This is a genomic window from Moorena sp. SIO3I8 (genome assembly GCF_010692325.1).
Taxonomy (GTDB): Bacteria; Cyanobacteriota; Cyanobacteriia; order Cyanobacteriales; family Coleofasciculaceae; genus Moorena.
Genome location: NZ_JAAHHW010000023.1, coordinates 12388 through 35716 on the forward strand (window position 1 = coordinate 12388; position 23329 = coordinate 35716).

A 23329-nucleotide genomic window follows, 5' to 3' on the forward strand; every position below is an offset into this window, starting at 1 on the left:
TAACGTCAGCTAAAATAGGAGTTTAATCATGGTTGATCAGCTGCTTGAGCAAGTTGTCAGTGCTAAGGAATCATTCAACAGTTATGAGACGGTAAAAGAAGCTGTTGAAACCATTGATGGTTTCCTAGTTCCTGGCCAAGAAGAGTTCTTATTCAATAAAGTGAAGTCCCTCCCTGAGGATGCTCTTATTGTTGAAGTTGGCTCTTATAAAGGAAGGTCTACGGCAGCTATGGCGTTTGCCTGTGTAGGGACTAATCGCAAGATCTACTGTATTGATCCATGGATAGGGCAATGTCAGGACATACCAGAAAAGAGTGTCTTTGAGGTCTGGAAAGAAAACCTTGATAAATACCAACTGACTCCTTATATCAAATCTTTTCAGGGATATTCTTTAGAAATTCTGAAGCGTTGGGGTGAATTAACTGGAGAAAAGACGATTGACTTTGTTTTTATTGATGGTTCTCATGAATACTTAGATGTGCTGACGGATTTTGGGTTATTATTACCCCTGATGAAAGTTGGAGGATGGATGGCTTTTCATGATGTTGTTGAAACTTGGCCTGGATCCAACTATCTATGGCATGATATTGTCAAATTTCGTCTTACAGACCACGAGTACTCAACGACCCTTGCCTGTGGTCGAGTTAAAACGACTCAAGAACTCTCCAAGGAGTTACAAGAACTTCATGAGTTGCGGACATTGCTAGTTCAATCACAACAGCTTCAAGATAGCGGAATCCTAGAATTGCAAGAAACTCAAACTAAACTTCAACAAACTCAAGAGCAATTACAACAAACTCAAAAGCAATTGCAACAAACTCAAGAGCAATTACAACACGCCAACGCCAAAGTAGAGCTAGGTCAAACTAAACTTCAACAAACTCAAGAGCAATTACAAAATGCCAAAGTACAGCTAGTTCAATCACAACAGCTTCAAGAGAGTAAAATTATAGAACTGCAACAAATTCAAGACGAATTACACCACACCAAACTAGAAGTTGCGGCCATGAAGACAAGTAAGTTTTGGAAAATGCGATCGCTCTGGTTCAAATTTAAAGGGTTTGTCGGTCTCCCTACAGATAACGAATAAAATTTTCGGCGTTGCTTAATGATGGTATAATTTTAATCTCTGTGACCCCCAATCTTGTTGGTCACGGGAGCAGGGGGATTTAAGCAGCAAGAGACTAATGCTTTCAATAACTCATCCTTGAGTTCAGCAACGCCAAATTTTCAAAGATCAACCTTAGGAAAAAACGGAACCTGGTGAAACTATTGACAGTGCAAAGGTTATAAGCCAATGAACTGTCAAAACTGCCAAAGTAATAAGCTTCTAAAATCCTGCTAACAGACCAGGGTCAAGTTTTCGGTCTACTGAATCTGTTTACGAGGAAAACTAACAATTTTTTGATAGTCTAAAGGGTTAAAAAAACGCTCAGGAGTAAAGGGAGGAGAAAAGGCATCATTGACTAAATCTTCACGCACATAAAATCCATTGGCAGAATATAATCCACAACCTACTAACACCATCCCCTTACGGCGAGCTAGCTTCTCGAAAGCTACAAGAGAAGCTCCATAAGCAGTAGACTTACCATCCCAGCGATAATTAGGGTCATAGGGCATGATCCATTCTTGAGGTGGTGCATAGGCAGGATTATGCTCTAAACAAACCACTCTAGGTTGTATAACCGAAATAGCCTCATAAACGTAATAGTCATTACTATCAATATCCACTGAAAGAAAATCAATTTCTCCAGTAATACCACCCCTTTCAATTAAATCATTAATATTTTCGGCGTTAACTACCGCTTCGATAAATTTTAAGCGACCTTCCCCGATGGCATCTTTCTGATTGGCTGGAATAGCTTGTGCATAGTCTGGATAGGATTCTAGCCACAATCCTGTCCATCCCTTTTCTAAAAGATAACGACTATTGTTTTCTTCTCCTGTTTCTGCTCCAAACTCCACAAAAACCTGGGATTTTACACCAATTCTATTAAAAATTTCCTCTATAATGCCGTCTTCATCCGATTGAGAATATATCTTAAATCCAAAATGCTCTAACCTTCGTGGATCATCCCCTGCTTGAATCTTGCGGTCTTGTTGAATTTGTTCTATAACTGAATCCTGTTTATTCATGACTGTATTACCTTAAAACCCAACCAAATTTTTGGTCACTAGTTATCATTGGTTGTATTATACATTAAATGTACCTCACATCAATCTAAATACTACCGTGTTCGGGGTTTGATTAGCAACTGATACTGCTGGCAAACTTATAGCGGTGTCCAGGATTCATGACCTAATTGAGCGATAACCATCCAAAGTCAGTTGAGCAGTCTTTTGCCATGTGAAAAGCTTAGCACGTTGCCGTCCTTTCTCAATCTATAGATGCCCAGAGTTCTGGCTCTTCTACAACTATTTCCATAGTGTTAACTAGTCCATCCACAGAATCTGGCTCAAATAAACTAGCTGCATCTCCTACCAATTCAGACAAGGAAGAGGTTAAGCGGAAGATAACTGGACATTGGCATTCCATTGGCTCTAGGGTGGGCAAACCAAATCCCTCATAGCGGCTGGTATAAATTAGGGCTTGGGCGTTACGATATAGGGTTTTGAGTAATGAATTGAGCAGTCAGAGTTTTAGTTTTTCTATGGAATTACATGCTCAAAAGTGCTTGGATTCAATTATCTTTTTCCAGTATTTGCTTTAAGAATTGCTTTATTTTTCTCCTTACACCCCCCCCGAGTCTCCGGATTATCTTAAAGGGATGAGAGTTGCTTCCCTTATCCAGTAGACTTTCTAGGAAACTTATCGCCCCCGCATATCTACGAGGAAAACTAACAATTTTTTGATAGTCTAAAGGATTAAAAAAGCGCTCAGGAGTAAAGGGAGGAGAAAAGGCATCATTGACTAAATCTTCACGCACATAAAATCCATTGGCAGAATATAATCCACAACCTACTAACACCATCCCCTTACTGCGAGCTAGCTTCTCTAAAGCTACAAGAGAAGCTCCATAAGCACTAGAATTACAATCCCAGCGAAAATTAGGGTCATAGGGCATGATCCATTCTTGAGGCGGTGGATAGGAATGATTATGCTCTAAACAAACAACTCTAGGTTGTATAACCGAAATAGCCTCATAAACGTAATAGTCATTACTATCAATATCCACTGAAAGAAAATCAATTTCTCCAGTAATACCAGCACTTTCAATTAAATCATTAATATTTTCGGCGTTAACTACCGCTTCGATAAATTTTAAGCGACCTTCCCCGATGGCATCTTGATAATTTTCTCTAATAGTTTTTGCATAGTCTGGCAAGGATTCTATCCACAATCCTGTCCATCCCTTTTCTAAAAGATAATGACTATTGTTTTCTCGTCCTGTTTCTGCTCCAAACTCCACAAAAACCTTTGATTTTATCCCAATTCTATTAAAGATTTCTTCTATAATACCGTCTTCATCCGATTGAGAGTGTACCTTAAACCCAAAATGCTCTAACCTTCGTGGATCATCTCCTGCTCGAATCTTTCGGTCTTGTTTAATTTGTTCTATAACTGAATCCTGTTTATTCATGACTGATTACCTCACACCGATCCAAATATTACCGTCTTCGGGGTTTGATTAGCAACTAATACTGCTGACAAACTTATAGCGGTGTCCAGAATTCATCAGCTAATTGAGCGATAGCCATCCAAAGTCCGTTGAGCAGTCTTTTGCCACGTGAAAAGCTTAGCACGTTGCCGTCCTTTCTCAATCATAGATGCCCGGTGTTCTGAGTCTTCTACAACTATCTCCATAGCGTGAACTAGTCCATCCACAGAATCTGGCTCAAATAAACTAGCTGCATCTCCTACCACCTCAGGCAAGGAAGAGGTTAAGCAGCAGATAACTGGACATTGGCATTCCATTGCCTCTAGGGGCGGTAAACCAAATCCTTCATAGCGGCTGGTATAAATTAGGGCTTGGGCGTTACGGTATAGGGTTTTGAGTAGGGTATCATCACCCCTAAGATAGATGAAATTTTGCCGCATATTATGCTCTTCCATAACCTTGAATTCTGATTCCAAAAAATCACAGGAACCCCCAAAACAGACTAATTTGAAATTATCCCGTAATTTAGCACTAGCAGCAAACGCTTTGAGGACTATTTCAAAATTTTTATATTTTGAACGAGTTCCCACATACAGGAAGTAAGGCTGACTACGGCAATCCTTTGGTAATTCACATTCGTTAGCGTCTTTAATTCGACTTGCCCAATAGGTGACTTTAGTTTTTTCCGGATTAACTCCCAATAATTCTACTAAATCGTTTCGGCTATTTTCGGAAGCTACAAAAATTAAATCCGCTTGTTCAACTAGCTGCTGCTTATTTTTAATTAATGACTGAAACTTAGCTTGCCCTGATAAAAATTTTTCCGGAATCATATCATGGATTGTTATTACAAGTTTCTTCGGGTTAACAATCTCGATTAAGTCAGCATCATAGTAGGTAGGATGATAGATATCATACTGTCTACCCAATCTACGGACAAACCATTGAAAGGATAGTTTATTGATAGTGTCATTAATGGAATTAATCTTCGTAAAGTGCAATTTTGGCATCACCCAATATCTGGTGAGTTGAGCGCGATAGTCTGAAATATCATACCCATTGCTCTTGATACCACGATGCCAATGAATTGAGCACTCAGAGTTTGGCGATAACTCTCGCATTAACTCAATAAAAATTCGGGATATACCACCAAATTTCTGGATGGCAAACATTTGATGGTCGTAGAGAATATCCATGGTGAGTTTTGAGTTGTAAACAGTTCCGTAGGGTGCGTTAGGGACGGGCTCACCCTCATTTTCAGCTCCTAGCCAGGGTTGGCACAGCCCGTCCCGTAACGCACCGCTAGTATTGGAACAGCCCGTCCCGTAACGCACCACCGGGTATATATACTAATCCTTGTCTTGATGCACCCGTAAATCAAGGACACGTTTTCTAATTTCCAGAGTTTTATTGTTGAATACGTTCAAACATTACATTGTAAGCATGCTTCCCGTTGGGGTATCTCAGCCTTCCTGTTGCTATTTTAGCATTTTGACATTCCCCCTTACCCTCTAATTTTGTGCCTGAAACATCATTCCAATCTAAAACAAATTGATCGTCTTTATTATAGTTGATTTGAAATCTTACAGGGTTGGGAAACTTATGAGGATAGTTACCACTTGTTACTGATATTTTTTCTAGGTTCTTGTTTCCAGAATATGGATGATCAAGAAGATACACTATACCTGTTACCAATGTATCGTTATTTCTTTCTATTATCTCTAGATTTTCGACTTCTCCCAACTCTAAATGTTTAAGGTCTGTACGATTATATTTTGCTTCAATTCTTGGATTATCGTTGAATAACGATTTGCAATGCCCTTTTGGACAAGTTTGGTTAATAATTGGAATCAAGCATCTGATTTCTGATGTAAAAAGACCGACGACAATACCAACAGCGGCAAGAATCAAGCCTATTGCAGTAGTTGTTTTTTCCCAATTCCATTGATTTAGCATAATTTTATTGAATGTACCTCATAATTATAGTATATAATATATTTCCAGTTTACTAATAATCATCTCTGAAATCAAATAAAAAAGATAGATCACAGTAACCTATTGCCTTTTGCCTTTTGCCTTTTGCCTCTTGGCCTTTGGAAGTATGTTCACAACCGATATCCAAACGCTATATCAGGTTCTTTGAGTTGATTACTATCTTCCTGTGTCTGTAAATTATGATAGACTTTACTCAATTGATGTTCACGCTCTGAGCCAGAAACCATTAGGAATAAATTAGCGCTTGTCGCACTCCCTAACGTTAGTGCTGCTTCTGGAGTTGGTATAGATTTTAGTACTCTTGGGTTAGAATCTACGATCCAGCCCCGGAGGTTTTGATTGTAAAGATTCACAAGAGAGGACATCAATGCTTCCCGTCGCTGCTCATTTAGATTCTTGGCACTCACTTCCATCATGATCACTAGATTTGGTGAGCGCTGAATGGTTTCCATAGCACCATTTAATACCGCAAATTCGTATCCTTCTACATCAATCTTGATAGCATCTATTTGGGATAATCCCAACTCTGGAAGTATGGAGTCTAGACTACGCACTGGAATTCTGAGCTTTTCACGCAAGACAGACCGCTTAGTATCATCCATACCACTAAATGCGGATTCCTGGGTAATATAAAAGTCTGTTTCTCCATCTTCAGCACCGATGCATAGGTCATGGCAAGAAACTAACTGTTGTAAGTGGTTAACTTCTACATTCTGTTGTAAAAGCTGGTAGGCATCTGGGTTAGGTTCAAAGGCATGAACACAACCGCTGGGAGTTAATTTTGTAGCTGATGATACGGCGTAGTAACCAAAGTTTGCTCCTACATCTAGCACAATGGAATTGGCATCCAGCAGACCTAAAAAGAGTTGGGCATCAAAGTATTCTTGGTAATGGCCATAGAAAAAGTCACACCCTAGTCGATCCCCGACATCAACATGGAATGTCAAGCCTGATGGCAAGTTCACTGCTTGGATATCCCGGACCCCTGCTGGATGGAGTTTTTCTCGAAGCGATCGCAAAAACAAGGTGTAGGGTACCGCCAAGTTGGGAAAATCCATCGCCTGAGGCAGAAAATGATGGAATACCTGAAGATAAATCTCCATCTTCTCCAACTCATTTATGGACTCATGGCTAGGTAAATGCTCTTCCTGACTATCCATTAATTCGTAAACTCGTCTAGTTATTGTTTAGCAAAATTATACTTTGGTGTGACAATCTCGGGTGAGGGAACTAAATCACTGACTTGTAAGTCTACTGTAGATGCTAAAAATATTCGGCGTCTTTGGTGCTTGGTCTCCGTTTCCCAGAAATCTTCATGGTCTACATAACCCTGATAGTCGTATAGATATGGAAATCCTGAAACTTGGAGCATTTTCAGCAAGCAGCTTCGGCTAGGAATCATGGCATGGTAGGTTAAGCCCTGGGTTTCATTTTTGCCTTCTTCAACTAGATAGGTAACTGGTTCATTTAAGGGGACATTCATACTTTCAATAAATAACACTTTTTTGGTTAATAACTGCAAATTACGAATGACTTTGAATGGATTTTCTGTATGATAGATCAAGCCGAAGCAAAATACTAAGTCTGCTCCAGCAAATTGAGACATCTGTGGGGTAGATTCAACATCAACCTGATAAAACTTAGCTTCAGTTACCCGTTTACTAGCCTCTTCAACAAGTTCTTGTCTCCCCTCTAAACCAATTACATTTACTCCCCAATTCACCAGCTTTTCAGAAAACCAACCGGGACCACATCCGATGTCAATGCAAGTGGTAAAACTTAATCCTTGATTGATTCTAAGCTGATTGAGAATGTTTTCCGCTACAGCCCAGCGGGCTTGATTAATCGCAATATAGTAAGGTTCATCAAATAACATGGTTATAATTTCGATAAAATTATTGATAACAAACTTGTATAGCAAAGGGAGTAGGGAGTAGGGAGTAGGGAGTAGGGAGTAGTGAACAGAGGCAAGAGGCAGCTACCTCTACCCCCCTCAGACTACCCGCGCAGACTTCCGACACTTCCGACACTTCCGACACTTCCTTAGATTATGGGTATTCAACCGGACTTGATATCAGTCCCAGGGGCAACAGTGGAACTTATGACAGTTTTCCCTGATGCGATCGCGACAGATTCCGGTAAACTGAGGGGTGGTTTATCGTATGATCTAGTAGCAATGAAAATTGGGCAAAAAGTAAAAGTGTTTCGTCTAAGAGACCGGGTAGGCAACAACATCGCAAATAAACTGGGACAAATAGGCACGATCACAGATTATAAAATGACCGATGGCAGTGGAGTGGGCGTAACGGTGAAATTTGAGGACAACAGCTCTACCTGGTTCTTTGAGGATGAATTGAAAATCGTAGACTAGATTTTAATAAACGCGATCGCACCGAGGCACGAGACTTGCACTATGGCACGGATTCTAACATTTCTGGGTAAAGGCGGCACAGGTCGCACTACTGTGGCAATTGCTGCCGCTAAGCAGCTGTCGAGCCTCGGTCAACGAGTGCTACTGGTAGGACAAGACCCAAGTCCTAGCTTTGGACTGCTACTGGGGCTATCCCCAACGTCTGACCCGGTGGAAATAAGTCCTAACCTCCGGGTAGTACAGCTAATGACTACAGTACTACTGGAACGCAGCTGGGAAGATGTCAAAAAGCTAGAGGAGCAATATTTGCGATCGCCTACCCTAAAAAATGTCTATGGTCAAGAACTGGGCATTTTACCGGGGATGGATCATGCTTTAGCCCTCAACGCCCTTCGGGAGTACTACCAAAGCGGTCAGTATGACGCGATCATCTACGATGGCACCTGCTCTCAAGCTACCCTGAGAATGTTGGGAATGCCAGAAATTATCAGTTGGTATAGTCGTAGATTTCGCCAAGTCATGGCAGATTCTGACCTGGGCAAAGCCATTTCCCCCTTTATCCAACCAGTCACTAGCGCCATTCTAAATGTGTCATGGACGAGTGAGGACTTTGCTGGTGAATCAACGAATCAGGCCAACAATATGTTGGAGGATGGAAAAAATGCGATCGCAGATCCCAATCGGGTTGCATCCTATCTGGTCACTACCGATGACCCCGTAGCCATTGCCACAGCCAAGTATCTGTGGGGTAGTGCCCAACAAGTGGGTGTTACTGTCGGTGGTGTGGTGGTAAACCAAACCCCGGTAACCCCAGCAATAGAATCGGAATTTGCCCCTCTAGTCGTTAATACTCTTCCCACTTCCCCACCAGGGGAAGATTGGCAATCCCTGATCGATGCCCTGCCAGATTTTAAACAGGCATCCCAGGCACCCAGACCTATGACTATCGACATTCCTGGTCGCAACGTTCGTTTATTCTTACCAGGTTTTAACAAAAAGCAGGTGAAACTGACCCAATACGGTCCAGAAGTCACCGTTGAAGCGGGGGATCAACGGCATAATATCCTGCTTCCCCCACAACTTAGTGGTCAATCCGTCAAAGGGGCTAAGTTTCAAGATGGCTATTTGATAATTTCATTCTAGGTAGTTGCTATGGCTGAAGAAAATCTAACTGAACAAAGTGCCAAAACCCGTCAGCTACTGGGTATGAAAGGCGCAGCTCCTGGTGAAAGCAACCTATGGAAGATTCGCCTGCAGTTGATGAAGCCAATTACCTGGATACCCCTGATGTGGGGGGTAGTGTGTGGTGCTGCTTCCTCCGGTGGCTACAGTTGGACACTCGAAGACCTTCTGATGGCAGCCGCCTGTATGTTGCTTTCTGGTCCGTTGATGGCAGGGTATACCCAAACCCTGAATGATTTCTATGACCGCGAAATCGACGCCATTAATGAACCTTACCGTCCTATCCCATCAGGAGCCATCTCTATCCCCCAGGTGATCACCCAGATTGTGGTGCTACTCCTAGCAGGTATCGCTCTTAGCTACGGACTCGATGTTTGGGCTGGTCATGAATTTCCGACACTCACCTGTCTTACCCTAGGCGGTGCCTTTCTAGCCTATATCTATTCTGCCCCACCCCTGAAACTGAAAAAAAATGGTTGGCTGGGAAACTATGCTCTCGGTGCCAGCTATATCGCCCTTCCTTGGTGGGCAGGTCATGGCTTATTTGGTCATCTTAACCTGACTATTATGATTCTGACCCTGTTCTACTCCCTGGCAGGGTTAGGTATTGCAGTAGTCAATGATTTCAAGAGTGTGGAAGGCGATCGCGAATTGGGCTTAAAATCCCTACCGGTCATGTTTGGTGTTACCACAGCAGCTTGGATTTGTGTGGTGATGATTGATGTATTTCAAGCAGGGATTGCTGGTTATTTAATCAGCATTCATCAGAACCTCTACGCTGCTATCCTGATCCTATTAATCATCCCCCAAATCACCTTCCAGGATATGTACTTTCTCCGTGACCCCCTGAAAAATGATGTCAAATACCAGGCTAGTGCGCAACCGTTTTTGGTACTAGGGATGCTAGTTGCTGGTTTGGCTTTGGGTCATGGAGCCATTTAAAATAGGGAACAGGGAATAGAGAATAGGGAATAGGGAAAAAATCCTGTGTACCTCAGGTGCGACCCGTGGCGAATTTAATTCGCCTCGCAATTAAACCCTTAAAAATAGGGATAAATCGGTATTTAATACCACAAAATGGATATTGACATTTCCTTAGCGCTAGAGTATAATATAAGTGTAGAACCCAGCTCTAACGATGCCAAGAAAAGAAGGAGTAACAAAAAGGATATCGACTCAAGTCGTCCCTGTGGCAGGGATGACAAAGTCGGTTGAACTTGAATTGCTGCAGGTAATGAAAAAGCTGGGTATCGTCAGGGCTGAGTCCTACAACAAGCTGGGAAGTATTAACCATTGGGGACTAGATTGGAAAAAGGCGTACCCAGAAGTAAGGAGTTTTAGGACTCCCGAATCCCTGGGACTACCTTCAAAACTAATGGAATGGACGGTCAGTGATGTAGCGAAAGCAATCACAGCCCAACAAGCAGCTTGCACTGAGGCAGTTGTCAAAAGGATTTACAAAAGGTTCTCTGGTACATACAACCAAAAGAGAAGAAAAGAGCTTTGTAGACAGCTCAAAACTTTAGCTTTCCTAGAAAATCCTCTACTACACAGGTTCGTCAGGAAGGAATACCAACGTGGGCATTCTTGGGTTAAGAACCAAATAGTCTATCAACAGGGAGGTTATACCTGTAAGCAACTTTCTCGCAACACTTATCAGTTAGAGTTAGCTGGGTTGAGAAGAGGAAAAAGGAACAAGGTAATCGTTAGATCTAACCGAAAACTGAAAGGACAGATTCGGTTGATACATAATCACGTTTTGCAAAGATTTGAGATTCATTTTCTAGTAGACCATGGAACCGTAGAAATACCATCGGAACTCAAGAGTGTAGGAGTAGACAAGGGATACACCGAAGCTTTCTATGATTCGGATGGTCACGCACATGGGAAGGGACTGGGGAAAGAAACTACCAAGAAACAGAAACGAATATGTGCCAAGAATCGCAAGAGAGGGAAACTATGGGCACTTCATAGAAAGCTAGAGGAACTCAATCCATCTAGATCTGCTCGAATACTGAAGAATAATCTTGGTAGAAAGGCGGAAAATAAGCGATATAGGCAAGACCAATCGGAACTTAAAGCCATTATAGGAGCCGCTTCTAAGTCTCTTTTCAATGGTGAATCGTTGAAAGTTTTTGCGGAAGATTTAACACAACCAATAAAAAATAAACGCCAGTCCAAAACCATGTCCCGCAAACTGAATAGTTGGATGAAGGGGGAAATGCGGGACTCCTTACAGAAGTGGGCTAATTGGACTGGGTCAGTTGTCACAGAAGTCCAGCCTAGTTACACGTCGCAAATTGACTCCGTGACCGGAACCCTGTTGGGGGTGCGGAGCGGAGACAGTTTTACCAGATTCAATGGGGTCGTGTTGCAGGCTGACCACAATGCTGCATTGAACATCCTTGCTCGGGGTACGGACTTCGAAATTACTCGGTATATGAACAAGACCGAGGTTCAGGCAGTATTGTTGCGTCGTACCGCGCGTTACTTGAAAGGGATGGGACTTAGTTTGCTTGATGCAGTTGAGCTTGGCTGGCTTGATTGTAAACATAGCAAAACTAAGGCTTTCAAGCAACTCCTCCCCGGGATGTGAGGAACGCCTAGAAAGATGGGTGGGAGGTTCAACTCCAATTACTGCGCTTACCACCCCTTACTCAGGCAACAATACATTGCACCTTGACCGTTTAATCCGGGTTTATCCTGTTTTATTACGGTTTAAGAGTATCCCAGCTGATATAGCAGTCGCCAGGGCAGTTAGGAAATGACAAAAGTCTCAAACCTAAGTAAGCGCAAGAGTTTGACTCTCTTGGTGCGCATTCTGATGGTGATTTTTAATCACCAGGGTCGCACCGCTTCTGACTTCTGACTTCTGACTTCTGCTATAGCTGATCGCTGATTGCTGATAGCTTAGAGTTTAAGACTACCAGTATTGACCACAGGTTGTATATTTTGCTCAGCAGTCAAAACCACTAGCAAATTGTTAATCATTGCTGCTTTTGTTTCCTCGTCTAGCTCAATAATTTGGTGATCGTTCAGCCGCTTGATGGACATTTCCACCATGCTCAAGGCACCTTCGATAATTTCTTGACGAGCTGCTATAATAGCTTGAGCTTGCTGACGCCGTAGCATGACTTGGGCAATTTCTGGAGCGTAGGCTAAATAGGAAATACGACTATCAATCACCTCGACACCTGACACCTCCAAGCGAGCCTGTAATTCTTCCTTGAGAGCTGCTGCAATCTCTTCGGGGCTGCCTCTTAGTGACGCTAGGTTTTCTTGATTAGTATCGTAGGGATAGCGACTGGCTAAACCACGGATAGCGGTCTCACTTTGGATGGCAACAAAATCTACATAGGAATTGACGTCAAATGTGGCTTTGGCTGAGTCTACAACTCGCCAGACAACTACCGCAGCAATCTCAATGGGGTTCCCTTTCGCGTCATTTACCTTCAGCTTCTCACTGTTGAAATTACGCACTCGTAGAGAAACCAGTTGCTTGGAGGCGAAAGGGTTAACCCACCAAAAGCCAGAGGTACGGACACTACCAACGTAGCTGCCTAAAAACACTAGCACTCGGGCTTGGTTAGGCTGCACAGTCAGAAAGCCTTTTACGGCAACCAAGGCTACGATCACTAGACCAATACCAAATAAGTTGTTGGTATAGAGAAATAAGTCGTTGATATTGGAAAACCCGACTAGACCTTTACCTAACCACACACCAAAACTAGCGATCGCAATAATCCCTACCAGAGCAGCAAAACCATTAATTTTAAAGGTAGGAATTTCCTGAATACGTTCCATTTGCATGTATCGTTTGTGTATTGCTCTTTGTTGTTTTAGTTAATTGGCTGATAAGTCTATTTTGCTTGGTTTATCGGGGGTTTGACAGTACCCTTGCGGGTACTAATGACTAATTTGACCGTAAACCTGAATCATTTGTTGTGCGATCGCATTCCAACTATAGTGCTTTAAAGCATACTCCTGAGCCTTGACTCCCCGCAGTTGGCATTCCTCTTTATTTTGCAGGGCTTCCCGTAACTGTCTAGTCAAAGCCTGAACCTCACAAGCACTCACCCATCCTGCTTCAGCATCTTTGACGTTTTCCCAAATATGGACTTGGTCAGAAATCACCACTGCTGTCCCAGCCACCATCGCTTCCGCTACCGCAATCCCAAAGTTTTCGTAGTAAGATGGCAGGACAAATACGTCCGCATCCTTTAACAATGCTGCTTTCAAGTCACCAGTCACGAAACCAGTAATGGTAGTATTTGATGATAGAGTTGAAGCCTTGATCTGGTCTATGATAGTATTTTCATAATTAGGGTCTTGAGGATTAGTTCCCGCCAAGACAAAGTGAAATTGGAGTCCCTCGTTTAATAGCTTTTCTAGAGCTGGAATAAGTAAATCCAATCCCTTTTTTGGGTCAATACGAGACATAAACAACACTAAGGGTTGGTCATGGGGAATCTTCAATTCAGTACGTGCTCTCCCCTGTTGTTGCTGGAGTTGTGGCTGGATTGGCGGCGTTACTCCTAAGGGAATCACGATATCAGGGGATGCTGTCCCAAAACGTTCCGAAATCTTAGCTTCCTGTTGACTGGTAAAGTGTATACCAGCTGCTCCAGCTAAATTCGGTTTCTCCCACAGTGCGGCATAGATGCGCTTTAGCTGTTGTTTCTTCCGCAAATCTGCTGGATCAAGGGTACCTAAGGGACGCAATAGGTAGGGTAATCCCTGTTTTCGGGCGATGGTAGCCGCTGCTGTACTGACTGGGGAAAATAAGGCATGGATATGGGCAAGGTCAAATTCTGAGGCGTGTTGCCATAGCCAGCGTAATAAGCCCAGGGAAAATTTATAGCGGCGAAAGGGAGAGCAACGGAAGTATCTGATCTGATAACCATCCTGTTCTACTGGTTGATCCAGGGGTACATCCAAAGGGGGTTGACCAGCATCCCCATTAGAGTTAGTAGTTAGTACTGTAATTTCTACCCCTTGAGATGCCAGAGCCTGAGATAGTCCCTTTACCATTTGACTCGGACCACCATATACCAGGGAAATCGACGGGACGATTTGTAAAATTCGCATGGGATATTTCTTAATAGCAAGTTGGGTCAAAGATAGCACTATTCCTAATCAACCTTAGGAGCAATCACGAGCTTACGCCATCATTGAGCAACCTTTAGGTAAGCATTCAGCCGTCAGCTAAAAGCTCACGCTACTTGAGGTGCCGTCAGCCTTGTGGCACAGGCTTTGGCCACGCTACGCGAATGGCCACGCTGTGCGAACGACGCGCTTGAGGTAACTCAGCATTATTCCAATGCTTACTTGTTGTCTTGATGCAATAGCGAGTGGGGGAAACCACGGCAGTCGCTCATGGGGGGAACCCCCAAGACCGCGCTGCCTTCCCAAGACCGTAATGGTGCGCTTTCCGTAGGCGAATTAAATTCGCCACGGGTCGCACCTCTGCATCGCTTATTCCAAAGCTGGTAGCTGATAGCTGATAGCTGATAGCTTAAGGATTCCTGTTCCCTATTCGGAAGTTCAACAGTTGTGACGGTTAACCTTCTTCAAGGTCACCAATATCCCGCTTCAGAGGTCGCTTGTAGGTAAAGGTGAAGGTATCGCCACTCTCAATGACCTGGCGGATTTCGCTATACATGGAATAGTCACCCACTCCACTGACACTTGCCCAGCCCCGCGCCCTAGTTAATGCCACAAATAGCTGGTTACGCAAACTGACATCACTCTCTTTCCTGGCAACATTATCAACACCGACCACATACACCATATCCGCTTCATTACCCTTTGCACGGGGCACACGAGATATGGTTACTCCACCATCTTTCCAGAAGCGATCGCGATCAACGTGGGGCCATTGAGGCTTTAGTTCATTCAACTCCAATGCCGTGGGAATATAAATATCAATGTCTTGCTCCATCAAAACAACAGCGACATGATTTTCTAATTCAATTGCTTCGGAAGTGGACCCTAAAGCTAGCACTAAGATTTCTTTACTGGCTTTAAGGTCATCATCAACCAGATTATGCATAATCTTATCTGCCAAAGCACTCATTTCTTCCTGACGAGAGCCATAGGTTTCAAAGTCTAATACTGGTGCGCTCCACAATTCAGGAACGGGATTGGGGGAGTTTTCTTTTGGACGATGGATGGTGATTTGTTGACCGGGAATAAAGTTACCTTTGACTTCATAACCAATTTTTTCCCAATCTTCCTTTCTGGTAATTCCAGTTAGCATGCCCTCAGGACGTAGCAACCCCATTCCGAGCCCATGAGCAGCGGTGAGAATTGAGCCAGGAGTGCGGTAACAGCGCCGCATAACTTCAGATTTTTTAATACCACCGGGGTATTGTGGTCCTTGTGACAAAAGTCGGCTGAGATTTTCACCTAACAGTTCTTTTGTGGTAGGGATTTTTAAGGTGTCTAGGCTTTGAGCTTCGTCATAAGCCCAGATTAAGCGCCGTTGTTCTGGCTGTTCTGGGTTAACGGGTCGTAAGGCTTGATAAGCTAGCCAATAAATTGCTTGTTTGCCCTGGAATTTTAAATAATCTTCAGTAACTAAGTCTTGTCCTTCATCAATTAAAATAGCATCAAAGCAGGGTTCAATGTTGATTTCTTCCGATAGCCGTTTACAAAGTTCTGCTAAACCACGATTGGGCTGTCTTTCCCGAGTATCCCGAGCGGATTTGGGTCTAGCCCCATTTAACTGGCAAATTGTGCTGTATAAACCAGGCTGATCCTTAGCACCCCAAGCATGAAGCACTCGCAGTTTGTGGTTAGTCTTGTGGTCATACTGGATATAGCCATTGCTGAAACGACGCAGCCATCGATCCACTAACCCAATCATTAAGTCGTAGAGGGTGCGACTAAAAAACACTAACCCAATCGTCCAGTCTGGGTGCTTCAAGTGCATATGAGCAGCTTTTTGGCATAGCAGCACTGTTTTTCCTGACCCCGCAATCCCCCGCAGCCGCTGAAACCCAGGAGGGATTTCTTTACCAATGTGTTCCTGCTGCATATCTAATTCGTAGAGTTGTTGGGTGTAAGCGGCTACAACATTAGCGCGCGTTTTGCCTTCGGTAGAGACTAGGCTACGCAGAGGTTTACGGAAAATAGGTGCTCCGCTGATCACGGCTAAAAGTAACTTCCACTGCTGATCATCTATGTCTTCTCCTGGTATCACTGATTCACTTTCTTGAATACACTCTAGGAAGCCAACTTTACCGAGTTGGTCTTGGAAGATAATGGGAGGACAGTCTGGCAGTTGGTCAAAACCGTGGTGTTGCCATTGTTCTTGAGTAATTAGAGGAAGAGCAATCATCGCCCTTCCGGTAACTTTGCGCCAAATAGCAGGTTCGCGATCGCAAAAGGCAAGTATTGCTTTTAACTGATGTTCAGCTTGTTGGTAGGGATGTGCTTCAGTGGTGGAACAGTTTTGGAGTTGCCACTGATCACCATCAATAGTAATGATTTGATCAATGGTGATAGATTGGATTTCAATTACTACTAGACCAAGGTCTTGATCAGTAATTAAAATATCAGGCTCTTTAGAGATTTCCCCTACTTTAGAAAAAATAGGATAGCGCCAGTAGCCAATACAATTGCGTTCTGAAAAAGCACTGCGAGTGGCATCCCACACTCTTTGTTTTCCTGTTTCTTCACTTTCTGTGATCGGTTCAGTGGTAATAAATTTGCGACCCTGATCTGTATCGATAACCGACATTTGGGCTAATTTCCTCTGGTAAGATTTACATCGCTTTTAAGGTGAGGTACACAATTTTAGGGAATAGGGAGTAGGGAGTAGGGAGTAGGGAGTAGGGAATCGGGAATCGGGAATCGGGAATCGGGATAAAATCCTGTGTACCTCATAAGTATGGTAAACGGTAGATTAAATCCGTATTGCTATAGCGCGTTACCATCTCCCCACATCTCCCATACCTCCCACACTTCCCTGTCTTTCCCTACTCCCAGCTCGGAAGCTCCCTCAAACCCAAGAGGAAAGTACTTCACCTAATTGAGAACTGCTATACTGCTTTATACAGTCCTAACCGTAGAGTTCCCAAATTGTCAGCTATGGAATACAGGGTGCAGGGAATTCCAATGAAACGAAAAATAAAAGGTTTAGCCAATCATACAGGATGATAAAAATTTCCAGACCAAAAATAACTTATAAATTCTGTTCGAGAGTTGTAGTACTTAGTCCTATGCTACTACCGGCGGAATGTGGGTTATAATATAAAGGGCTTGAGTAAAAACAGGGGCGGAGAATAGCAATGAAGACAGCTCTGATACTAGTAGATATTCAGAAGGACTACTTTCCTGGTGGTTCTATGGAACTAGTGGGGATGAATTTAGCTAGTCAAAATTATCAACATTTACTAGAGCATTTTCGGTCAAACAAGTTGCCAACGTTTCACATACAGCACTTTTTTGAAGCTGATTCTAATGCAGGCTTCTTTATCCGAGGTACTGAAGGAGTTGAAATCCATGAGAGTATTAAACCCCTTCCTGGTGAAACTGTAATCCCGAAAAATTATCCCAATAGCTTTCGGGAAACTACGTTGCTGGATCAACTCAAACAAGCTGAGATTGAACAGCTAGTTATTTGCGGTGCCATGAGTCACATGTGTATTGATGCTACCACTCGCGCTGCTGCTGATTTGGGTTTTAAGTGTAAGGTAGTTCATGATGCCTGTGCGACTAGAGATCTGGTTTTTGGGAATCAGACTATTATCGCTAAAGACGTACATGGGGCATTTATGAATGCTTTGGGTTTTGCGTATGCTGATGTGATTAGTTTATCGGATTTTTCGTAGGGATTGATCCGAGATAACAACCAGTGCGATTCGTTATTCAAGAATGATAACAATAAGATGAATTGTTTACAGCAAATTTCGCCCCCCTAGCCCCCCAACTTTGGGGGGAAATTGAGTTAAAGTCCCCCAGAATTGGGGGATTTAGGGGGCTTGCCGCTCTCGGTAGTGAGGTCAATTCATCTGAAAACGGCTGTAATCACAAAACATCTTATTCTTATCAAGCCCAATTACTTAAAGAATTAAATCTTATCATTGATTGTTTGACTGATGACCCTAACCCTTAAACTACCACCAGAATTGGAGCAATATCTCTTGCAGGAAGCCAAGCAGCAAGGGATATCCCTCGAAGCTATAACATTACAAGTTTTGGAAAACTCTATTCTGGTAAGGCAAAAGCAAGCTGAAGCGGTTAATCTGCTTCAGTCCTGGATTGATGATGAGGATATTCAAGAGCAGCAAGAAACAGGTCAGTACTTGATCCATGCATTGGATCAGGATCGACTCTCTGAGCGTCAGTTATTCCCAATCGAGATGAAAGGTGTAAGTTGGTGAGGGCAGTCATAGTGTTAGATGCAGGACCGGTCGGTCTGATCACCAATCCCTACTCCCACCTGCCAAGCTCCCTCAAACCCAACACGAAAGTACTTCACCCAATTGAGAACTGCTATACTGCTTTATACCGTTATAAACGGTAGAGTTCCCCAATTGTCAGCTATGGAATACAGGGTGCAGGCAATTCCAGAGAACCATAGATTACTTTTAACCCTTTGAGTCACATCCAGAAACCCCAGCTAGTAGAGGTAAACGGTGAAACCCTTAATTAAATTTCCCCTTGATGGCGACGAATCCATTCTCGTAGAAGTAGAGGAGTTACCAGCAACGGATGTAGATGATGATCTGGTTGCTAACTACCCTGGTCAACAAGTAATTGTTCAAGCTCAAACCTCCTTTGCTGATGCGATGGACAAAATTAAGCCTATCGCTACTAATATTATTCGCAAAGTCCGCGAGCTAAAGGATTCCCCGGATGAAGTGGAGGTAAAATTTGGGGTAAAGATGACCTCTGAAATGGGTGTTGTGATTGCCTCTGCCAGTGTGGAAGGTAACTATGAAATTACCCTGAAGTGGAAAAAGTGAGATGTAGTGGTAGATGACTGTCCAACTCAGAGCTGCGATCGCACGAATTCGTAAAGCTAACGGGAGAGTAGTTGGTGCAGGTTTTCTGGTGTCCGATCAGCATATTCTGACCTGCGCTCATGTGGTTAATGCAGCATTATCGAGACAACCAAGTGTTCCAGATCAGCCCAATCAGGAAATTGATCTAGATTTTCCCCTAGTTGCATCCGGAAACATTCTTAGGGGGAGGGTTGTTCGCTGGATACCAGTTCAACGAAGTTCTGATATTTTACCGAAAACTGGAGCAGACATCGCCTTAGTAGAATTGGAAAGCACTCTGCCAGAAGGCACCCAACCGGTAAGACTGGTTAAAGCAGAGAACCTATGGAAACATCCTTTTCGAGTCTTTGGTTTTCCAGAAGGGCAAGCGGTTGGTGTCTCGACTTATGGCATCATCAGCAATCCCCAAGCTAATGGTCGAGTACAGATAGATGTACACGGGACTTATCCCATAGAGTCAGGATTCAGTGGTTCTCCGGTATGGGATGAGCAGTTAGATGGGGTGGCTGGCATGACTGTAGCGATTGATCCTAAACGACCACAGGTTAGGGCTGCGTTTATTATTCCCACCACTCAGTTGATCAATGCTTGTCCAGAGTTGGAAGAGCAAGCTATTCCTCCTTGTCCCTATCGAGGTTTGTTTCCCTTCCGAGAGCAGGATGCTAAATTTTTCTTTGGACGGGAGCAGTTTACCCAACAGTTAGTTAAAGCGGTACATAAACAGTCCCTAGTGGCGGTGATTGGAGCTTCTGGAAGTGGTAAATCTTCGGTGGTGTTTGCTGGTTTAATTCCTCAGTTACGTTCAGAAGAAGGTTGGTTGATTGAGGGATTTCGTCCAGGGGATCGCCCGTTGCGCAATTTGACAAAGACGTTAGTTGATCTGCGAAAAATCGAGACCATAGATCCACTGGATCAAATTGATCAGATGGTTGAAAAGTTTCAGGAGGGAAAGAGAAAGTTACGGGATGTGATAGAAGACATTCTGGAAAGGAACAACCGCACTCGCCTGTTACTAATAGCAGACCAGTTTGAAGAACTTTATACTCTTTGTAAAGATAAATCAGAACGCCAGATATTTCTAGATCTATTCCTAGAAGCAGTCAATCAGATAGAGAATTTCACCCTGGTTATTACCTTACGGGCTGACTTTTGCGGATATGCCCTTTCTTACCGTCCTTTTGCTGATGCTTTACAGGATGCTGACCGCAAACTTGGGCCAATGAACCGAGAAGAATTGCAAAAGGTAATAGAACAACCTGCTCAATTGCTGGGAGTAAGAATTGAGTCTGGGCTGACGGAACGCATTTTGGAAGCAGTAGAGGATGAACCAGGATATTTGCCGTTGCTAGAGTTTGCCCTGACATTACTGTGGGCAAAACAGCAAAATGGTCAGTTAACTCACCAAGCTTATGAAGACATTGGGGGTGTGGAAAAGGCACTGGCCGAATATGCAGAGCAAGAGTATCAAAATCTCAGTGAGGAAGATAAACAACGGGCGCAACGGGTATTTATTCAGTTGGTGCGTCCAGGGGCAGGAACGGAAGATACTCGAAGATTGGCTACCAGTACTGAAGTTGGACAAAATAACTGGGATTTAGTGACACGGTTGGCTTCTGCTCGTCTGGTAGTTACTAATAAAACAGAGAAGACTGATGAAAAAGAGGAAACTGACCAAGAAACTGTCGAGATTATTCATGAAGCGTTGATTCGGGAATGGGGAACCCTACGAGGTTGGATGGAGGTGAATCGAGAGTTTCGCACTTGGCAGGAAAGACTGAAGGTCAGAATTCAGGAATGGGGGAAAAGTAATAGGGATGATGGAGCATTATTGCGGGGTGTGCCTTTGGGAGAGGCAGAGGAGTGGTTGCAAAAGCGTCTAGCTGAACTTAGCAAAGATCAGCTAGACTTCATCAAGGCTAGCTTAGAGTTAAGGGACAGAGAGCAAAAGGAACGTTATCGCCTAGCTAAAGAAAAAGAAGAACAAATTAAAAAGTTAGAACGGGCACTGACTGAATCTAATGTGCGAGAGCAAACACTAAAATCGCAAAATCTGCTTCCATCCCATCCTGTGGAAAGTTTATTGGAGGCAATGAAGGCAACTAAACTAAGCTGTGAAAAGTTGAATGGAGAAGTTTTGAGTTTAGCTTTCGATAGTTTGTTGTGGGCATTGAGTTTTGTACGTGAATGTAACCGTCTGTACGGACATACAGTAGAGGTCAGTGCAATAGCTGTAAATTCTCAGGTACAGCGAATTGTGAGTAGCAGCTTGGATGGAATGTTATGTTTATGGGATTTGCAAGGAAATCCCATTGGACAACCTTTTCAAGAGCATAAGGTTGCTATTAGGTCTGTTGTCTTTCACCCAAATGGAAAAGTTATTGTTAGTGGTAACGACGATGGAAAGTTAGAACTATGGGATTTGGAAGGGACGTTAATTAAATCATTCCAGGGACATAACAATTGGGTTACTGCCCTTGCCTTTAGCCCCGATGGAAAATTTATTGTCAGTGGTTGCTTTGATAAGACACTACGTTTATGGAATCTACAAGGAAAGCCTATTGGAGCGCCTTTTCTGGGACATGAGGCTCCAATTACATCCGTAACTTTCACTACGAATGGAAAATATATTGTTAGTGGTAGTCGAGATACAACTGTACGTTTGTGGAATTTGCAAGGTAAGTCGATTAAGTTACCGTTTACTGAAGATGATTATGAAGTTAATTCTGTCGCTTTCAATCCCCAAAAAACTCTTATAGCCTGTGGTAATGAAGGGGGACGAATTGTTTTATGGGACTTAGAAGAACTGAAAATAACAAGTTCATTTTCAGCCCACGATCAAAGTATCTGTTCTATTGCGTTTAGTCCTGATGGAAAGTGGATTATCAGTGGGAGTGAGGAATCTACTATTGGTTTGTGGGATTTGCAAGGAAATAGGCTAGCTCTATTAAGAGGTCATCAAGGGAAGGTTACTACAGTCGCATTTAATTCAGAGTCCAACCTTATTTTTAGTGGTAGTGCAGACACAACTGTACGTTTGTGGAGTTTACAAAACCCTTTATACGGAAATCAGTTTCAAATTAAGGGTAATCATCAGAACATGGTTAATTCAGTTACTTTCAATCCTTATAGTAAAAGAATTATTAGTGCAAATAGCGATTGTACGCTTAAAATTTGGGATTTACAGGGAAATTTGATTGAGTCACTAGCAGTTGGAGATAGTACTGAAGTTATCTCAATTGCCTTTAGTCCTGATGGTCAGTGGATGATTACTGGTTGCGCCGATGGTCGTTTAATTCTAAGAACTTCACAAGGCAAATTGATAGAGAAATCTTTTCAAGGACATAAAGATGATGTAACTTCTGTAGCTTTTAGTCCCGATAGTAAGTTAATTGTTAGTGGTGGTGCTGACAAAAGAATCTGCTTATGGGATTTGCAGGGTAACTTGATTAAGCCACCCTTCAGAGGACACAAAGAGATGATTAGCTCCGTTGCCTTTAGCCCTAATGGTGAACAAATCATTAGTGGTGGTTATGATGGTGGGTTGTATTTATGGGATGTGAATGGTGATCAAACCTTTCGACCTTTACAGCAAGAAGGGAGTGGCATTCTTTCGGTGGCTTTCAGTTTGAATGGACAGTGGATTGTCACTGGAAGTATGAATCAATCCTTGCAACTATGGAATTACAAATCTAAGGAAATGTCCTTACTCCAAGGACACAAGGGATGGGTTAGGACTGTTGACTTTAGTCCAGACAGCAAGTTTATTGTCAGCGGTAGTGCAGACTATACACTAAGACTTTGGGACGTCAAAGGTAATGCGATTGGTCCACCATTGGAAGGGCACAAGGACAGAATTAGTTCTGTGTCCTTTAGCCCGGACGGACAATGGATTATCAGTGGTAGCCATGATGGTACATTAAGATTGTGGGAAGGTAATGTTAAAGCTTATATGGATAGGGCTCGTCAAAGACTATCTGGTCATTCTCTGTTATTGGATCAATACGGTTTGACCAGCTAGTTGTTAATTGTTTGATAACCATTCAGGTGATGGGGTTGACAAAAAGTGAAGGATGAGTGGTAGTCTAGAAAGATCGAAATCAAACCGCCAGCTATCCCAAATAGTTTTGAAGCTCTGGAACTGCAGCCCCAATCAGTTCTGGTAGATATCG

20 protein-coding genes are annotated in these 23329 nt (G+C 43.1%); 9 read left to right on the top strand and 11 right to left on the bottom strand.

The window, feature by feature from the left end; translation table 11 throughout:
- The first annotated feature begins 28 nt into the window (after positions 1-28).
- Positions 29-1090 carry a class I SAM-dependent methyltransferase gene (locus tag F6K51_RS11590; RefSeq protein WP_293020443.1) on the top strand — a complete coding sequence of 354 codons (1062 nt, stop codon included), beginning with the start codon at positions 29-31 and terminating at the stop codon, positions 1088-1090.
- 278 nt (positions 1091-1368) lie between these two features.
- Here the strand turns inward: F6K51_RS11590 and F6K51_RS11595 are convergent, their stop codons facing one another.
- The 8 genes from F6K51_RS11595 to F6K51_RS11630 form a co-directional block, all read right to left on the bottom strand.
- Complete coding sequence (locus F6K51_RS11595) at positions 1369-2136, bottom strand: hypothetical protein (RefSeq protein ID WP_293020444.1); 768 nt, start codon at positions 2134-2136, stop codon at positions 1369-1371.
- Positions 2137-2377: 241 nt separating this feature from the next.
- Positions 2378-2632, bottom strand: coding sequence for a glycosyltransferase (locus F6K51_RS11600; RefSeq protein WP_365939947.1), 255 nt, complete (start codon positions 2630-2632; stop codon positions 2378-2380).
- A 49-nt stretch (positions 2633-2681) separates the two neighbouring features.
- Positions 2682-3581, bottom strand: coding sequence for a hypothetical protein (locus F6K51_RS11605; RefSeq protein ID WP_293020445.1), 900 nt, complete (start codon positions 3579-3581; stop codon positions 2682-2684).
- Positions 3582-3676: 95 nt separating this feature from the next.
- On the bottom strand, positions 3677-4933 hold the full coding sequence (locus F6K51_RS11610; RefSeq protein WP_293020446.1) for a glycosyltransferase family 1 protein: 1257 nt from the start codon (positions 4931-4933) through the stop codon (positions 3677-3679).
- A 73-nt stretch (positions 4934-5006) separates the two neighbouring features.
- Positions 5007-5555, bottom strand: coding sequence for a hypothetical protein (locus tag F6K51_RS11615; RefSeq protein ID WP_293020447.1), 549 nt, complete (start codon positions 5553-5555; stop codon positions 5007-5009).
- Positions 5556-5704: 149 nt separating this feature from the next.
- On the bottom strand, positions 5705-6754 hold the full coding sequence (locus F6K51_RS11620) for an FkbM family methyltransferase (protein ID WP_293020448.1): 1050 nt from the start codon (positions 6752-6754) through the stop codon (positions 5705-5707).
- 20 nt (positions 6755-6774) lie between these two features.
- Positions 6775-7470 carry a class I SAM-dependent methyltransferase gene (locus F6K51_RS11625; protein ID WP_293020449.1) on the bottom strand — a complete coding sequence of 232 codons (696 nt, stop codon included), beginning with the start codon at positions 7468-7470 and terminating at the stop codon, positions 6775-6777.
- Positions 7471-7489: 19 nt separating this feature from the next.
- Positions 7490-7633: a hypothetical protein gene (locus F6K51_RS11630; protein WP_293020450.1), complete on the bottom strand. Its 144-nt coding sequence runs from the start codon at positions 7631-7633 to the stop codon at positions 7490-7492.
- An 11-nt stretch (positions 7634-7644) separates the two neighbouring features.
- On the opposite strand from F6K51_RS11630, the gene F6K51_RS38400 reads away from it, so the two are divergent.
- The 4 genes from F6K51_RS38400 to F6K51_RS11650 all read left to right on the top strand — a co-directional run bounded on the left by F6K51_RS38400 (position 7645) and on the right by F6K51_RS11650 (position 11743).
- Positions 7645-7965, top strand: coding sequence for a DUF2862 domain-containing protein (locus F6K51_RS38400; protein WP_364303448.1), 321 nt, complete (start codon positions 7645-7647; stop codon positions 7963-7965).
- A gap of 42 nt (positions 7966-8007) precedes the next feature.
- The gene (locus F6K51_RS11640; RefSeq protein ID WP_293020451.1) at positions 8008-9108 is read left to right on the top strand and encodes an ArsA family ATPase; all 1101 of its coding nucleotides are present in this window, start codon (positions 8008-8010) and stop codon (positions 9106-9108) included.
- Positions 9109-9117: 9 nt separating this feature from the next.
- Positions 9118-10089, top strand: a complete 972-nt coding sequence (chlG, locus tag F6K51_RS11645) for a chlorophyll synthase ChlG (RefSeq protein WP_293020452.1) — start codon at positions 9118-9120, stop codon at positions 10087-10089.
- Between the two features lie 196 nt (positions 10090-10285).
- On the top strand, positions 10286-11743 hold the full coding sequence (locus tag F6K51_RS11650) for a zinc ribbon domain-containing protein (protein WP_293020453.1): 1458 nt from the start codon (positions 10286-10288) through the stop codon (positions 11741-11743).
- A gap of 314 nt (positions 11744-12057) precedes the next feature.
- Here the strand turns inward: F6K51_RS11650 and F6K51_RS11655 are convergent, their stop codons facing one another.
- The 3 genes from F6K51_RS11655 to F6K51_RS11665 form a co-directional block, all read right to left on the bottom strand.
- Positions 12058-12951, bottom strand: a complete 894-nt coding sequence (locus tag F6K51_RS11655) for an SPFH domain-containing protein (protein ID WP_293020454.1) — start codon at positions 12949-12951, stop codon at positions 12058-12060.
- A gap of 102 nt (positions 12952-13053) precedes the next feature.
- Positions 13054-14235 (bottom strand): hormogonium polysaccharide biosynthesis glycosyltransferase HpsP, encoded by a 1182-nt coding sequence (hpsP, locus tag F6K51_RS11660; protein WP_293020455.1) that lies wholly within the window; start codon positions 14233-14235, stop codon positions 13054-13056.
- A 472-nt stretch (positions 14236-14707) separates the two neighbouring features.
- The gene (locus F6K51_RS11665; protein ID WP_293020456.1) at positions 14708-16891 is read right to left on the bottom strand and encodes an ATP-binding domain-containing protein; all 2184 of its coding nucleotides are present in this window, start codon (positions 16889-16891) and stop codon (positions 14708-14710) included.
- Between the two features lie 550 nt (positions 16892-17441).
- Between F6K51_RS11665 and F6K51_RS11670 the strand changes: the two genes are divergently transcribed.
- From F6K51_RS11670 to F6K51_RS11685, 4 genes are all read left to right on the top strand, one after another.
- Positions 17442-17984 carry a cysteine hydrolase family protein gene (locus tag F6K51_RS11670; RefSeq protein ID WP_293020457.1) on the top strand — a complete coding sequence of 181 codons (543 nt, stop codon included), beginning with the start codon at positions 17442-17444 and terminating at the stop codon, positions 17982-17984.
- A 267-nt stretch (positions 17985-18251) separates the two neighbouring features.
- Complete coding sequence (locus F6K51_RS11675) at positions 18252-18536, top strand: hypothetical protein (protein ID WP_293020458.1); 285 nt, start codon at positions 18252-18254, stop codon at positions 18534-18536.
- Between the two features lie 255 nt (positions 18537-18791).
- Positions 18792-19121, top strand: coding sequence for a CU044_2847 family protein (locus tag F6K51_RS11680; protein ID WP_293020459.1), 330 nt, complete (start codon positions 18792-18794; stop codon positions 19119-19121).
- Between the two features lie 13 nt (positions 19122-19134).
- Entirely contained in the window at positions 19135-23178 is a 4044-nt protein-coding gene (locus F6K51_RS11685; protein ID WP_293020460.1) for a trypsin-like peptidase domain-containing protein, read from the top strand.
- Positions 23179-23329: the final 151 nt, after the last annotated feature.